Annotated in this window: 14 protein-coding genes; 4 read left to right on the top strand and 10 right to left on the bottom strand. The window is 72.2% G+C overall.

Annotation, left to right across the window (positions count from 1 at the left end; genetic code table 11):
* The first annotated feature begins 7 nt into the window (after window positions 1–7).
* On the top strand, window positions 8–1,438 hold the full coding sequence (locus WC969_13320) for a radical SAM protein (GenBank protein MFA6030832.1): 1,431 nt from the start codon (window positions 8–10) through the stop codon (window positions 1,436–1,438).
* On the opposite strand, the gene WC969_13315 is transcribed toward WC969_13320, so the two are convergent.
* A complete protein-coding gene (locus WC969_13315; protein MFA6030831.1) occupies window positions 1,435–2,637 on the bottom strand; it encodes a glycosyltransferase in 1,203 nt (400 codons plus the stop codon). The genes WC969_13320 and WC969_13315 overlap by 4 nt on opposite strands.
* A 121-nt stretch (window positions 2,638–2,758) precedes the next feature.
* Here WC969_13315 and WC969_13310 point away from each other — a divergent pair, with 121 nt between their 5' ends.
* Window positions 2,759–3,418, top strand: a complete 660-nt coding sequence (locus tag WC969_13310) for a hypothetical protein (GenBank protein MFA6030830.1) — start codon at window positions 2,759–2,761, stop codon at window positions 3,416–3,418.
* Window positions 3,419–3,431: 13 nt separating this feature from the next.
* Window positions 3,432–3,758 carry a His-Xaa-Ser repeat protein HxsA4 gene (hxsA4, locus tag WC969_13305; protein MFA6030829.1) on the top strand — a complete coding sequence of 109 codons (327 nt, stop codon included), beginning with the start codon at window positions 3,432–3,434 and terminating at the stop codon, window positions 3,756–3,758.
* Window positions 3,759–3,875: 117 nt separating this feature from the next.
* On the opposite strand, the gene WC969_13300 is transcribed toward hxsA4, so the two are convergent.
* From WC969_13300 to WC969_13280, 5 genes are read right to left on the bottom strand one after another with little or no spacing between them, the layout of a single operon-like run.
* On the bottom strand, window positions 3,876–5,129 hold the full coding sequence (locus WC969_13300) for an aminotransferase class V-fold PLP-dependent enzyme (protein MFA6030828.1): 1,254 nt from the start codon (window positions 5,127–5,129) through the stop codon (window positions 3,876–3,878).
* Window positions 5,126–5,959 (bottom strand): radical SAM protein, encoded by an 834-nt coding sequence (locus tag WC969_13295; protein MFA6030827.1) that lies wholly within the window; start codon window positions 5,957–5,959, stop codon window positions 5,126–5,128. The genes WC969_13300 and WC969_13295 overlap by 4 nt, the downstream gene beginning before the upstream one ends.
* Window positions 5,959–6,906 (bottom strand): EamA family transporter, encoded by a 948-nt coding sequence (locus WC969_13290; protein ID MFA6030826.1) that lies wholly within the window; start codon window positions 6,904–6,906, stop codon window positions 5,959–5,961. The genes WC969_13295 and WC969_13290 overlap by 1 nt, the downstream gene beginning before the upstream one ends.
* On the bottom strand, window positions 6,903–8,654 hold the full coding sequence (locus tag WC969_13285; GenBank protein ID MFA6030825.1) for a TIGR03545 family protein: 1,752 nt from the start codon (window positions 8,652–8,654) through the stop codon (window positions 6,903–6,905). Before WC969_13285 ends, WC969_13290 begins: the two co-directional genes overlap by 4 nt.
* Window positions 8,651–9,154, bottom strand: coding sequence for a TIGR03546 family protein (locus tag WC969_13280; GenBank protein ID MFA6030824.1), 504 nt, complete (start codon window positions 9,152–9,154; stop codon window positions 8,651–8,653). The genes WC969_13285 and WC969_13280 overlap by 4 nt, the downstream gene beginning before the upstream one ends.
* 85 nt (window positions 9,155–9,239) lie before the next feature.
* Here WC969_13280 and WC969_13275 point away from each other — a divergent pair, with 85 nt between their 5' ends.
* Window positions 9,240–10,787, top strand: coding sequence for a tetratricopeptide repeat protein (locus tag WC969_13275; GenBank protein ID MFA6030823.1), 1,548 nt, complete (start codon window positions 9,240–9,242; stop codon window positions 10,785–10,787).
* Window positions 10,788–10,891: 104 nt separating this feature from the next.
* Here WC969_13275 and WC969_13270 read toward each other — a convergent pair whose 3' ends face one another.
* From WC969_13270 to WC969_13255, 4 genes are all read right to left on the bottom strand, one after another.
* Window positions 10,892–11,875: a glycosyltransferase gene (locus tag WC969_13270; GenBank protein MFA6030822.1), complete on the bottom strand. Its 984-nt coding sequence runs from the start codon at window positions 11,873–11,875 to the stop codon at window positions 10,892–10,894.
* Complete coding sequence (locus WC969_13265) at window positions 11,872–12,987, bottom strand: radical SAM protein (protein MFA6030821.1); 1,116 nt, start codon at window positions 12,985–12,987, stop codon at window positions 11,872–11,874. Before WC969_13265 ends, WC969_13270 begins: the two co-directional genes overlap by 4 nt.
* Before the next feature lie 195 nt (window positions 12,988–13,182).
* Window positions 13,183–14,151 (bottom strand): serine protease, encoded by a 969-nt coding sequence (locus tag WC969_13260; GenBank protein MFA6030820.1) that lies wholly within the window; start codon window positions 14,149–14,151, stop codon window positions 13,183–13,185.
* A gap of 208 nt (window positions 14,152–14,359) precedes the next feature.
* On the bottom strand, window positions 14,360–14,680 hold the full coding sequence (locus WC969_13255; GenBank protein MFA6030819.1) for a P-II family nitrogen regulator: 321 nt from the start codon (window positions 14,678–14,680) through the stop codon (window positions 14,360–14,362).
* Between the last annotated feature and the right edge of the window lie 156 nt (window positions 14,681–14,836).

Genomic DNA, 14,836 nt, shown 5'->3' with positions numbered 1-14,836 from the left:
ACCTGCGATGATCCCCGCTTCGAAGGCCCCGCGCCGACCCGCCCCGCCGCTGCCCGCCGCTCGCCGGCTCCTGCGCGCCCTCGGCTTCGCCGTCGACGCCGAGCCCTCCCGCCGCATCGTGTTCGTGCGCGAGGACGGCTGGCTGCTCCGCGCCGCGCGCCGTCCCGAGCTCGTCGCGGCGGGCCGCGCCCTGCTCGTCGGCTTCCTCGAAGCTTTCGGAGAGGGCTGGTCCGTGCAGTTCGCCGGCCTGCCGCCCTGCGTCCTCTCCGGCGCCGAGACCCGCCTTCGCTGGGGCCCCGTCCACGGCCTGCGCGCCGCGCGCCTGGGGATCTGCCGCCTCTGCCGCCGGGCTCCCGCCTGCCCCGGCTTCCCCGATCCCGACGGCTCCGGCGCCGTCCCCGCCGCTTTCGCCGGCGCGCTCGAACCCATCCGCGCGCCTCTGCGCGAGGTCGCGCTCGAAGTCACCGGGGCCTGCAACCTGCGCTGCGGGCTCTGCCTGCTGCGCGACGGCGGCCGCTCCGAACCTCCGGCCCGCGCGCTGCGCCGCGTCCTCGAGGATGCGCGGACGCTGGGGGTCGGCGTCGTGCGCTTCACCGGCGGGGAGCCCCTGCTGCGGCCCGACCTCTTCGAGCTCATGGCCTGCGCGAAGGAGGCCGGCCTCGCGGTCCTGCTCAACACCAACGGGACCCTGCTCGACGAGCGCCTCGTCGCCCGGCTCGAGGGGCTCGTCGACAGCGTCCTCTTCTCCCTCCAGGGGCACGACGCGGCCTCCGAGCGCCGCCTGACCGGCGGGGACTTCTTCGCACGCAAGTGCGCGATGCTCTCCGCCCTCGCCGCCTCCCGGGTCCCCTCGACCCGCATGGACACCGTGGCGACGCGCACGCTCGCCTCCGAGGGCGCGGCCTACGCGCGCCTGCTGCGACGACTCGGGGTGCGCCACTGGGTGGTCAACCGGCCGATGCCGGGCCCCGCGAACCGCCATCCGGAGTACGCCGTGGACCGGCGCCGGATGCTCTCCGTGCTCGCGCTCCTGCGCCGCCTGCGCCGCGACGGCCTGCAGACCCACGTCGGCAACGCCGTCCCCTTCTGCATGAGCGGGGATCCGCTCGACCTCTTCCTCTTCGAGGCCAACACCCTGACCGAAGGCCACGACCGCCTCGTCTACGACTGCCGCGGCTTCTTCAAGCCCTCCTACCACTCCGAGGAGCGCCTGGGCTCGTCGCTGGCCGCGGCGCTGCGCGCCCCGCGCCTGCGCGCGCTGCGCTCACTGCGCGCGGTCCCCGCGGCGTGCGCGCGCTGCCTGCTGTTGAAGGATTGCGTGGGAGGGAGCCGTTCGCTCGCCCGGGCCGCCGGCGGAGGACCCGCCGCGCCCGACCCCTGGATGTCGCGCCTGAAAAATCCGGTGCCTGCGCTCGCCGGATTTTGCAGGAAGGCTTAAGCCGGCGGCCCGGGGATCCCTCGTCGGGGATTCCCGTCCAGCATGAGTCGCGCCGAGGTCTCCGCCCCGTCGTACCAGCCCGCCCTCTTCTTCGGCCCCGGCTCCCGGCGCGCGAGCTGGGCGCGGACGGCCGCGGCCAGGCGCTCGGACGTCAGGCCCTCCGGAGAAAGCACCGTCGCCCCGCACAGGTCTCGCAGCAGCCGCGCGCGCGCCAGCTGGTCGGAGCGCTCCCGGCCCGGAGAGCCGAGGAAGGGGACGAGCACCGCGCGCTTGCCCCAACGCAGCGCCTCGTAGACCGCGCCGCCGGCCGGGCCGACGACGACGGCGCAGCGCCGGATGTCCTCGTGGAGCTCGTCGCGCCAGCGCTCGAGCCGCGCGCCGTTCGCGCGCGCGAGCGCGCGCCAGCGCCGCAGCCGCGCCGGCGCCGTGGCCGGCCCGGCGAGGACGAGCAGGTCCAGGCGCGCGTCGAGGAGCGGCCGCAGGCGCAGCGCGCACTCGACGAGCCCGTCGAGCACGGCCCCACCCCCGCGATGGACGAGCACGGTCCGCGCCCCCGCCGCGGCGCCCTCGCCGCGCCGCGGGGACGCGAGCACGTAGCCGGTGAAGGCCAGGCGCGCGCCGAGCGTCCGGAAGGTCCCGAGGAACTCGGCGGGGGTCACCCGCCCTTCGCGCGCGACGGCGCGCGCCATGTACGCGAGGTCCGCGCCGGCGGGGCAGTGGATGAGGAGCCGGTCGTAGAGCGCGCAGTGAGCGAGCAGCTCCCCGACGCGCTCGCGCGGGTGGACGAAATAGGGCAGCGGCACGCTCGCGAAGGTCCTTCCCCCCGCGGCGCGCACGCGCGCGAGCGCGGGGACGATCTCCGGAGCGCACTCCAGGCGCCCGAAAGGGAAGAAGCCCGTCACGAGGGCGTCGGCGTCCGCGACGAACGCGAGGAGCCGCCGCGCGCGCGCGCGCAGGAGCGCGGCGGAGGGCGCGGCGGGGACCCGGGGACCGAAATCGGCGACGGAGGTGAAGGGCCGGGGCAGCCGGACGACCTCTCCGGGCCAGCGGCGCTCGAACTCGGGCTGGGGACGCCCGGCCTGGACGAGGCGCAGGCGCAGACCCGGGGCGCGGCGGCGCAGCGCGCGGGCCAGGCGCAGAAGGTGCACCGCATGCCCGACGTCCCCGCTATGATTGTGATAAACGACGAATCTGGCCATGGTTTCCGGAACGCCGCATTATAACACAGCTCCCGACGGAGAAGCCTTCCTTTTAAGTATTGACACTCGCCCGCGCGAGTGTTAACCTTAGGGGGAGGGGGCGTTTCGCCCTCTGTTGCCCATGTCGAGGGATTCCTTCGTCGTTCAATTCCGCTTCTCCCGGGCCCATGCGCTCTGGGCCCTGGCCCTCGCGCTGCTTTGCGTGCATCCCGGAGAACTCGGCTCCGAGCAGCTCACCCTGACGACCTACTACCCGGCCCCCTACGGCGTCTACCGGGACATGCTCACCACGATGACCACGACCCTCTCGCGCGACGGCGGCACGACCGCCATCGGCGCCGGCGGCGTGGCCGCCGGCTACAAGAGCCAGGTCAACGGCAGCCAATACGTGACCGGCACGTCCATGGCCAACACCCTCGTGGTCAACGGCAACGCCACGGTCGGCGGCAACCTCGGCGTGGGGAGCATCAACGTCACGAACCTGACCGCGACGAACCTGTGGGCGACGAACGCGACCATCGGGACCAACAACGTCACCCAGCTCAACCTCACCAACGGCGTCGTCAACAACCAGCTCTGGTTCAACGGCTACATGTGGAACGTCTGCGTGACCCGCTATTACGGCGCGGGGACCTGGGGCTGCGCCTGGAACGAGACGGCGCTCAACAACTGGCCCACGGGTTTCTCCGTCATCGGCCCCCTTTCGACCATCGCCGGGAACAGCGTCTACATCTCCGTCCCCAACGTCGACGGCTGGATGTGGTGCTGCCGCTTCCGTTAATCTTGGAGGACCCGTGGCTAAGAAAAAGAATCTCAAGGACAAGATCAAGAAGAGCATCGACCTCTTCCTCTCCAGCGAAGAGGGGAAGATGCTCGACAGCGACGTCGTGAAGACCGGCGTCGCCCTCGGCATCCTCGGCGGCGCCGTGCTCAGCGGCAGCGACGCGGCGGCGCAGTACTACCACACCAACTACATGACCAGCAACTCGCACGTGAGCCACTCGAGCCACGGCTCCCACGGCAGCCACGGCTCCCACGGCAGCCACGGCTCCCACGGCAGCCATGGGTCGCATGGAAGCCATGGGTCACACGGGTCGCACGGATCACACGGCAGCTATTGAGACGACCTCCAAAAAGAACCCCGCGGGATGTTCCCGCGGGGTTCTTTTTGTGTCGAAAACCCACTCCTTAACTCCCCTTCCCGCAGGAAGGGGAGTTGAGGAAACTGTCCGTCCTATCTAAGAGTTAACGAAGACATCCAGAGCGTCCAGAAAATCGTCAACCTCTCCCGTCGTACTGTATGGACCGAAGGACACTCGTACAGTCGCGTCCACACCCAGTCGGCGATGCAACAGGTGCGCGCAATGCTCTCCCGCGCGCACGGAGACGATGCGGCCGGGGAGCTCGTGGTCGAGGAAGAGCGCGAAATCGGCCGGAGAGAAGCCGGCGCCCGCGGGAAGCAGGGAGACCAGCGCACCCTTCTCGAGCTCGGCGCTCGCGCCCAGGGGCCGCAGCTCCCGAAAGCGCTCGAGCCCGGCGACGAGACGGCGCACGAGGCCCGCGACGTGCGCGCGCAGGGCCGCCGCGGGCAGCGCGCGGCGCACCCGCAGGGCCGCGGCGAAAGCGGCGGCGCCGCCGAAGTCCGGCACGCCCGGCTCCAGCCGCGCCGGCGCGTCGAGCCAGCGCACCCGGAGGCCTCGAGGTCCCCCCGCCACGGAGTGGACGGTCCCCCCGCCGACCGCGGCGACGCCGAGCCGGCGCAGGCGCTCGCGCCGGCCGTAGAGCACGCCGAAGCCGAAGGGCCCGCCGAGCTTGTGCGCCGAGAACGCCGCGTAGTCGGCGCCGAGGGCGCGGACGTCTTCCTCGTGCGTAAGGAGATACTGCGCGTCGTCGACGAAGGTTTGGGCGCCCCGGCGGCGGGCGATGCGCACGACCTCCGCGGCCGGCGTCACGCCCCCGGCGACGTTCGAGGCGCGCGTGAACGCGACCAGCGCCGTGCGCTCCGTGACGAGGCGCTCGAGCGCCTCGAGGTCGAGCCTCCCCCCCGGCGCGGGGCAGACCCGCAGGCGGATCTCCCCCCGCTCGGCCAGCGCATGGAAGGGCAGCAGCACGCTGTTGTGCTCGAGCTCGGTGACGACCACCTCGCGCCGCTTCGCCGTATAGGGGAAGGCGCGCGCGAGCAGGTTCGCCGCCCCCGTCGTGCCGGAGGTCAGGACGATCTCCTCGGGCGAGGCCGCGCCGATGAACACGGCGGCCTCCTCCCGCGCGGCCCTCAGGGCCGCCTCGGCCTCGCGCGCGAGCCGGTGCGTCGAGCGCCGCCCGCCGCAGCCGCCGGAGGAGAGGTAGAAGTCGCGCAGAGCCTCGGCCGTCTGCCGCGGCTTGAGCGCGGTGCAGGCGCTGTCGAGGTAGACGAGGCGCTTGCCCCCGACGCGGCGGCGCAGCACCGGATAGTCGCGGCGGACCGCGCCGACGTCGTAGCGGGAGGGGCTCATAGGGACCGATGGACCTCGATGTAGTCGACGCGCGGGCCCGGGCAGCGCGCGCGCAGCCGGCAGCCGGCGCAGTCGGCGGTCTTCTGCTTCTCGGAGAGATGGACGCCGGAGAGCCCCTCGCGCATCTTCCGGTAGTCGACATGGTGCTCCCGGTACTCCCGCACGTAGCAGACCGGGATGTGGTCGACCTCGAAGCGCAGTCCGCCGCGCCGGCAGGCCGCGAGCGCGCGCCGCAGATACGGCGCGGCCTCGCCGTAGCGGGGGATGAGGCGGCTCTTCCCCTTGGCGCGCCCGATCCCCTTCACGAAGCTGAACTGGATCCAGGAGACCCCGGGGAGCTCCCGGCGCACGAACTCGACGAAAGCCGGTGCGTGGCGAAAGTTCGGGCCGCAGAGCACGTGCGTGAGCCGGACCTTCGCGCCGAGGGCGAGGAGGCGCCGCACGCCCTCGAGCCGGCGGCGGAAGCCGCCGCGGACCCCGGTGACGCGCAGGTCGAGCGCCGGCGTGTGGGCGGAGAAGTTCACGTTGAAGAAGCTCGTCAGGCCCGCGAGCGCCTTCAGCCGCGTCGTGCTCGGCTCGAGCAGATGCAGGCCGTTGGTCTGCAGCTCGGCGACCTTCCCCCGCTCGCGGCAGCGCGCGAGGATGCGGAGCAGGTCGGCGCTCCGGCGCAGGAAGGGTTCGCCTCCGGAGACCTGCACGTGGTCGCCGGGGTCCTCGTCGATGAGGCGCAGGAGCAGCGAGAGGCGGTAGTCGCCCGGCCCGCGCCCGTGCGCGGAGCAGAAGGCGCAGCGGCTGTCGCACGCGCGCGTGACCGGAAGATGCAGCGCCATCAGGCGGAGCGGCCCCAGAGCCGCCGCAGCAGGCGCACGCGCAGAGGCAGGGCCGTGTCGGCCGCCGTGGGCGCGGCCCCGTGCGTGTTGACGAGGAAGACCCCGAGCAGGACCAGCGGCACGCCGAGGCGCATCGAGGGCTCGAAGGGCTCTCCGAGGAAGGAGATGCCGAGGAGGATGGCGACGAGGGGGTTCACGTACGCGTACACGGCGACCTGCGCGGTCGGGAGCTTGGCGAGCGCGTAGATGTAGGAGCCGTAGCCCACGATGGAGCCGAAGAGCACGAGGTAGGCCACGGCGAACCAGCTCGTCGAGGTCGCGTGCCAGCGCGCCGGCTCGCCGAGCGACAGGCCGACGACGGCGAAGAGGCCGCTCCCCATGAGCATCTGCACCGCGGCGCTCATGAGCGGCGCCGTGCGGGGCGCGCGCTTCTTGGAGTAGACGGAACCCAGCGCCCAGACCGCCGAGGAGGCCAGGATGGCTCCCGCGCCCTCGATGAAATGCGAGCCGGGCTGGGCCGTCTCGATCTTCGGCCAGAGCACGAAGGAGAGGCCGACGAAACCGAGGAGGAGGCCGGCCAGCGTGCGGGCGCGCACGTTCTCGCCGCCCAGCCAGGCGAAGGAGGCCATCCAGAGAGGCGTCGTGACGATGATGAGAGAGGCGACGCCGGTCGGAACCCAGCGAAGGGCCCAGGCCAGCGTCCCGTTGCCGACGGCGAGGAGCAGGACCGCCACCACCGCGAGGTCGAACCAGTCGCGGTCCCGCGGGAGCCGCTCGCCGCGGGCGAGCGAGAGGGCCAGCATCGCGGCGCCGGCGATCGCGAAGCGCACCGCGCAGAAGAGGGCGGGCGGCAGGTCGTTGACGGCGAGGCGGATGGCGAGGTAGGTCGTGCCCCAGAAGAGGCAGACGGCGGCGAGGGCGACGAGGGCGAGGGTGCGCTCCTTCACCGGAACAGCCGCCGCAGGTCGGGGAGCGGCTTCCCCCCGCCGAGCGCGCGCTTCTGGAGCTCTCCGAGCCGCTCCTCCACGCCGAGGCTCCCGAGCAGGCCCTTCGCGCGGGCGTCGAGCTGTCCCTGCAGCCCCTTCACGCGCTCGCCGGCGAGGCGGTCCACCTGGGCCCGCAGCTCCCCGGCGCGGGCCGCGGCCTCTTTCCCGAGCGCCTTGCCCAGCGCCCCGGAGAGCGCCCCTCCAAGGTTCGACTCCACGCGCAGCTCGGGCTGCTGGAGCGTCCCGCCCAGGACGACCCCGACCTTGAGGACGTCCACGCCCTCGAGAGCGGAGGCGAGCGCGCGGGCGAGCGCGGGGTCGAGCCCGGCGGCGCGCGGCACGAGGCGCACGCCCTTCTCGACGAAGTCGACGCGGCCGGAGAGCGCGTCGCCCGCGAGCGTCACGGCCCCGGAGACGTCGGCCGTGCCCGCGCCCACGCCCACGGAGAAGGAGGCCGGGTCGCCGGCGGTGAACTCCCCCACGCTCTGTCCGTCAAGACGGAACTCGAGGACGTCGCGCGGCGTCGGGCGACGGTGGTCGAGTTCGGCCGAGATCAGCAGCTTGCGGCCGTCGGCGCCGCCGCCCAGACGCAGGCGCGCGGGTTCGGCGAGCAGCGGCGGGTTCGAGGAGAAGTCGACGGCCTCCCCGCCGAACGCGAGCGGGGTCCCGAGCTCGGCGCTGCCGGTGAGCTTCGCCTGGCGCAGCCAGAACCCGGGCAGGCTGCGCTCCGCGCGCGGGAACTCGACGGTGACCCCGCGCGCCGCCTCCTTGGCCGACGGCTCTCCCTTCGAGGGCATGCGCTTGCGCGCGGCCGCGAGCACCCGCAGAGCGGTGGAGAGGCGCTTGGCGCCCTGCTCGCCCACGAGGTAGGCGGAGAGGCGCTCCGAGTCGAAGCGCGGCAGATGCAGGCGCTTCTCGAGCTCGGCGAGGTCGGCCGCCTTGGCCGCTTCGACGGCCTTCAAGTCGGCGCGGGCCGCGGCGAGCTCGCCTTCGACGCCCGAGCGCAGCGCCGCGGCGTCCTTGCGGAGCGCCTCGGAGCGCTCCTTGAAGCGGCCGAGCGCGGCGAGCCGGGAGGCCGGTTCGCCGGCGCCGGCCTTCCCCGCGAGGTCGGAGAGCTCCCGGATGCGCCCCTCCGCGTCGAAAGCGTCCGTCTTCTTCTTCCAGGCGTCGAAGCGGGCGGGCCAGCCCTCTTCGAGCGCGCGGGCCAGCTTCACCGAGGAGAGGTCCTCGGGCTTCACCGTGTAGGAGCGCGCGAGGTCGGCCTTCGCGCTCGCCGCCCCGCCGAGCCCGAGGTCCTTCGCCCCGCCCGCCCACTTCGCGAGCGCGACGGAGGCCTGCGAGGGCGGCTCGCGGCGCACGGCGCCGGAGCGCTTGCGCGGCGCGCCCCAGGTGACGCCCTCGACCTCCGCGGCGCGGATGACGAGCTTGCGCTCGAGCAGCGGGGCCGCCTCGAAAGAGAAGCGGGCCTTTTCGACGCGCAGCAGGTCGCGCATCGGGTCCGAGGGGTCGGCGGCCGCGAGGCCGGCGATGCGGAGCGTGGGCGGCAGCACCCGCGTGTTGAGCTTTCGCAGCGTGACCTTCGCCCCCAGCGCGCGCGAGGCGCTCTTCTCGAAGGCACGCCGGGCCAGCGGGTCGACGGCGAACGCGAAGAAGGCCCACACCAGGGCCAGCAGAGCCGCGCGCGAGCCGACGTAGGACCACCGGATCACAGGACCTTCCCCGCCGTCTCGGCGCCGAGAAGGAGCCCGATGACGCGCAGCCGGCGGATCTTCGCGCCGAAGGCGTCGCGGTAGCGCGCGAAGACGCGCGTCATGAGGAGGTAGAGCGGTCCGAGCAGCGCGAGCCCGAGCAGGATCGAGCCGAGGGTCACCGTGTTGTTGAAGCCGGTCCAGGGGACCACGGGCACGTTGTAGAGCCGGGTCCAGAGCGGGGAGAGCGGGGCGGCGTCGACGAGCAGCAGCGCCCCGATGCGGTGGGTGAGCGGGTCGGCGAGCGGGGAGAGCAGCGAGAAGAGGGCCGCCGCCCCGTAGCCCGCGGCCGGGTTCACCTGGGTCGCGGCGATGAGGACGAGCGCGAGCGTCGAGACGATGCTCGACTTGGGCACGAGTCCGGCGAACGCGCCGAGGGCGAAGCCGGCGGCGAGCTGCCGCGGGCTGTCCTGGGCCGCGAGGGCCTGCGCGAGGTAGCGGAAGGGTCGGAGCAGGAACATTTCAGTGGACGGCTTGCTCCCTCATTATAAACAATTTCCTATAATGGCGCGGTCGCTCGTCCGGATGCCCGCACCCAGGAGAACGATGATGAACAGACTCTGGTCTTTCCCGCTCCTCGTCGCGGCGCTCGCCCTCGCGGCGGCCGCCGGCGCCCAGGAAACCCCGGCCCCCGCGGCCGAGCCCGCCGCCGAACCCAAGGTCGAGGCGCCCGCCGTCGCGGAGCCCGCGCCAGAGACGCCCGCCGCCGCCGAGCCGGTCGTCGCCGAGCCCAAGGTCGAGACGCCCGCGCCGGTCGAGCCCAAAGCCCCGACGCCCAAGCCCGCTCCGAAGGCCGAGCCCGCGCACATCCAGGCCCCGCGCGTCGAGGCCCCCAAGGTCGAGCCCAAGCCCCGCGCCCCCGAGCCCAAGGCCGAGGCGCCCGCAAAGGCCGAGACGACGATGGCCGTCGGCGAACGCGCGAAGGCCGAGCTGACCTTCCTGCAGAACGCCTTCAAGACGGCCGCCGGAGAGACCCTCACCTGCCTCCCCGAGCAGGTCGACGCCTACCTCACGCTCTACCGCGAGCTCGACGGCGCCGACATGGCGCAGTACCTCAAGTTCGAGGTGCACGAGAAGCAGGGCGACCTGCTCGCCGCCTCCGTGGACCTCCTGAAGCTCCTCTACGAGTATCCCGACACGAAGCTCTCTTTCAACGCGAAGAAGAAGCTCATGGAGATCGTCGACAAGAAGATCCGCAAGCAGAAGCCGGCCGTCACCGAGGTCTCCAAGGGCCCCGGCGCCGGGCTCGACCGCCCGGGCCGACTCATCGCCCTGCTGCGCGCCCTGGCCTCCCTCAAGGAGACCGCGATCTACGAGCCGACGGTGGCCGAGTTCAACGAGTTCTTCCGCCGCTACCCGGACCATCCGAGCGTCGGCGAGATGATCTACCTCCTCGCGCAGGTCTACGCGCAGAACGGCAAGCAGGAGACCGCCATCCTGCTCAACGAGAAGGTGCTCGCCGTCTACAGCAAGGACGGCCCGCTCGGCGCGAAGGCCGAGACCGCCATCGCCGACATCTACGCGGGCGCGCTGCGCAACTACGACAAGGCCGTCGAGTCCTACCAGGCCGTGACCGACAAGTTCGGCTCCTTCCCGGAGGCCGGCGACGCCTACGTCAAGATGGCCCGCATCCTCGACGAGAACCTCAAGCAGCCGGCGCTCGCCGTCGACCGCCTCGAGAAGATCGTCTCGCTCTATCCGAACACCGACGCGGCCTTCGCCGCCTTCCGCGAGCAGTCGCGCATCCAGCGCGACCGCAACAAGGACTTCGGCAAAGCCGTCGAGGCGCTGACCAAGCTCGCCGACATGTTCCCCGGCGACCGCGCGGTCGCGGCGCTCAAGGACGCGGCCGACCTCGCCGGCGGCTCGCTGAAGGACTACACGCTGCAGGCGAAGCTGCTCGAGCGCGTGGCCGCGGACTTCCCCCAGGACAAGTCGGCCGCACAGTGCCTCTGGGACGCCGCCCAGCTCTACGAGCGTCAGCTGACCAACCCGGGCGCCGCGAAGGGCGTCTACGAGAAGCTCGTCGCCGATTACGCGAAGGACTCTCTCGCCAAGAAGGCGTCCAAGCGCATCGAGGCCCTCAACAAGTGATCGAGAATCCCTGACGGGATTCTCGACTCGAAGAAAAGCTCCCCGCGCCGAACGGCGCGGGGAGCTTTTTTAACCCCCCTCGGGAAATCCGACCCGGGGAGGCCTTAAGATCGAGCGGGGTCGGATTTCCCGAGACGACGGAGGAGGCCGGCGAGGAAGCCGAGCCCGTAGACGAGGTGGGCGAGGAAGGTCCCGGCGAGGAACAGGAGCCGGCGCCCGGGACCGCCGCGTCCCGTCGCGACCACCGCGAGCGCATAGAGCGCGAGCGCGGCGGCGTAGACCGGCCGAAGGCCGGGGCGCAGCGCCGCGGCAGCGCCCCCGAGGAGGACGCAGAGCGCGAAGAGCGGCGGCGCCAGGTAGCGCGGCGAGTTCAGGCGCGGCGCCGCGGCGAAGTACCCCGCGCGGTCGGCGGCGAGCTGGAAGACCCGGCCGAGGAAGGAGCGGAAGAGCGGGCGGCAGTGATGGAGCACACGCACGTCGGGGGACCAGGCGATGCGCAGGCCCAGGCGCCGGAGCCCGCGGCAGAAGTCCACGTCCTCGCCGACGCGGCGCGTCTCGTCGAAGCGGAGGCCCCGCTCGACCGGCTCCCGGCGCACCACGAGGTTGCAGGTCGGCAGCTCGCGGCTGTCCTCGACGCCGCCGGGGCCGCGGCCGGAGCGATAGAGCCCCCGCGTCCCCCAGACCGTGTGGATGACGTCCCAGGCGCCCCGCTCCAGGACGCCGGCCGAGGGCGGCAGGAGGTCGGGGCCGCCGCAGGCGCCCAGGCCGGGGTCGGCCTCGAGGAGCTCCACGGCGCGCTCGAGCCAGTCCGTCTCGGGCGACGCGTCGGAGTCGATGAAGGCGAAGAAGCGTCCGCGGCCGGCGGCCAGCGCGGCGTTGCGCTTCGCCGCGGGATTGCGCGGCCCGGTCGGAAGGATCCGCGCGCGCGCGCGGAGCTCCGGCGGGAGGAGCGCCTCGTCGAGCGGTCCGTCGGGGAGCAGGAGGAGCTCGAAGTCGCCGCGCAGCCGGGCCATGCCCGCGAGGCACTCGTGCAGGCGCTCGTCCGGCGCCCGGAACGGGACGACGATGCTGACGGCCGGGCCGCTCACGCCGCGCGGCTCCCGGGGGACAGCCGGCCGGCCTGGAGCCGGGCGTACTCGGTGCAGACCCGCGCGAAGCCGTCCGGGTTGAAGAGCGCGTTGGTGATCATCTGGCACTCGAAGGTGCAGAAGCAGCCGGCGCGGGCGGCGGCGCGGGCCTTCGCGGCCGCGGGGCTCGCCCAGAGGCGGCCCAGGTCGAAGCCGTGCTCGCGCAGGCTCCCCATGTGCAGGTCCGAGCGGACCTCGCAGGCGTACACCCGGCCGTCGGGGTAGACGACCGCGTTGAGCTCCGCGGCCCGGCAGGCCGTGCGGCAGGTCTTCGTGCGCAGGGTGTCGGCGACGAGTCCGTGCACGGCGCGGTTGACCGCCGTGTAGAGCAGCCCGCCCGGGAAGTTGTAGCCGCGCAGACGCCCGGCGGCGTGCTCGGCCTCGACCTCGCGCTCGAGCCCGACGTAGTCCTCGAGAAGGGAAGCGTCGAGCGCGTCTCCGTAGCGCGTGTCCCGGTAGAGGTTCACCTGGAAGTGGTCGAGCCGGCGCCGGCGTACGGTCTCGCGCAGGAGCTCGCCGACCTCGGAGCGGTTGGCGCGCGTGAGCGTGCAGGTCACGCCGATGTTGAGGTTCCCGTAGCGGCCGCGCAGGCCCTCGAGGACCTCGAGCGAGCGCTGGGCCTTGTCCCAGCAGCCCGGCACCCCGCGCACGCGCTCGTGGACCTCGCGCCGCCCGTCGAGGGAGACGCTCACGTTCAGCCGAAGCCCCGGGTTCTCCCGGAGGATGCGCTCGGTCTGCGCGGCGATCGCGTCGGTGAGCATGCCGTTGGTCGGGAAGCCCGCGGCCTGCACGCCGGCGTGGCGCCGGAAGAGGCCGATGATCTCGGGGAGGTCCTTGCGCAGGAACGGCTCGCCGCCGCCGATCGCCAGCGTCATGAGTCCGCGGCTGCCCCGCGCGAGCCGCTCGATGTCCTCGAGCGGCATCTCCCGCCCCTTATTGAGCTCCGCGCTGAAATAGCAGTGCGCGCAGCGCAGGTTGCAGCGGTCGGTGACGTAGAGGATGAGATAGAGCGGCCCCTTCCGCCGCGGGACGACGAGGTGGCGAAGGTAGGGGAGACTGCGGAGGAGGCCCATAGGGGGATTATAGCTTCCTTGACCCTATGAGGGGCGATAGTTCCTCACCGCCCTCCCCTTCAGGGGAGGGGCAGGGGAGGGGAGAGCCCTTCCTCCCCTGTTCTCCCCCCCCTCCTGCCTCCCCCCGAAGGGGGAGACATTGAGGAAAATGAAAGCCCCCCCCGCCTCACACGAGGCGGGGGGGCTCCTTCACACTCAGAGACCCAGGTCCTCCGTCTTCGCCTTCGCCGAGCTGACCAGCTCGCTCAGCGCGGGCGTCACGCCCTTGAACTTGACCGTGCGGCCGGCGGCCTGCGGGACGAGCGAGGTGACCTGGCCGACCTTGGTCACGTCCTCTCCTCGGCAGCCCTCGGCCGGGCACTTGTTGGAGACCCGGCAGCCGCCCTTCCAGACGTAGTCGTTCTCGCCGCGCACCAGGATGCCCTCGACGAGACCGGTCGTCGCGTTGAAGACCGCGCTGCCCGAGTTCCCGCCGTAGGTGTCGAGGTTGGCCACGAAGAAGCCTTCCGGCGAGGCGTCGCGCACCTTCGCGCCGCCCGCGACCTTGGTGGGCAGTCCGGCCGGATGGCCGATGACGAAGAGCGGCGTGTCCTTCGCGACGACGCCGGCCCGGTTGAGCTGGAGCGGCTTATGCCCCGTCACCTTGCGGTCGAGCTTCACGATGGCGTAGTCCGCGCCCTCGCCCTCCTCCATGCGACCGACGATCTTCGCGCAGGAGTAGACATCGCTCGCCGGCACTTCCCTGGGAAGGACGCCCTGTTCCTTGATCCCGAAGCCGAAGACGAAGCGAACGCCCTTGCAGGCGTCCTCGGTCCGGACGCAGTGGCCGGCGGTCATCATGAGGTCGGGGCCGACCAGCGAGCCCGAGCAGAAGGCGCCGGTGACCTGGTCGAAGAAGGGCTCCTCCTTGCAGAGCTGCAGCTCCTCCGCATAGGACGCGACGGTGAGCTTCGCCTTGCCGCCGCTCATCTGGATGTCGCCCGCCTTGAAGAGGGCGACCGTCGAGTCGGCGAGCTGCTTGAGCCGGAAGTTCTTGACCTGCCAGAGGTCGAGCCGGTCGTCGTCTCCGTAGATGACGTCGGGGCTGACCTGGGCCTGGACCTTCGTCGCCGCGTAGCCGAACACCGCGACGAGAGCGAGGACGATGAGGATGAGTCGTTTCACGGAACCACCTCCAACAGGGAATGACGACCGTCACCCCCATTATCGGTTCCGAAGGGCCCTCTCGCAGGCGCCATAGGACCCGGCCGTTTCTGGGCCTGTGGGCCTAGATTGTTGAATGTCCGCCGTCGCGAGCCCTCTTTATACGGTAAAAGAGACCCGGGCCCGCGCTGGGTGGGACCCGGGTCCCGGGACCGGAAGGCCTATGGGGCTACTGGGAGACCGGGACGAACCCGACCGCCTTCTCGACCTCCTGAACGTAGGCGAAGCCCATGCCGGCGTCGCGGAGCCGGCCGGCCTTCGTCAGCGCTTCGAGGACGGCGTCGGAGTGCTCCGGGTCGGACACCACGAAGAGGACCTGCTTCTCCCCTTCGATCAGGGACCCAATCGCGCCCAGGCGCTGGCGCACGCCGGTCCCCTGCGCGTCGAAGAAGGTCGCTCCCGAGGCCCCGGCCGCGAGCGCGGCGTCGAGGACCCCCTCTCCGAGCTTTCGCTGCACGACGGCGGTGATGAGATGGAGTTTTTTGTCCATGAGGGGAAGTGTAGTCGCCTCGGCGCCTCCTGTCAATTCCCCGGCGAATGCTAGGAGTCCGTCCGCGTAATAGCGTATTCCCCGGAGGCCCAAGCCTGAGCCGTGCGCAAGGCGCGACGAGCGAGCATAGCCCCGCTATGTGAGCGAGGAGCAACG

This window comes from Elusimicrobiota bacterium (assembly GCA_041660925.1).
Lineage (GTDB): Bacteria > Elusimicrobiota > Elusimicrobia > UBA1565 > UBA1565 > JBAZUV01.
This window is presented reverse-complemented; position numbering and strand designations above follow the sequence as displayed.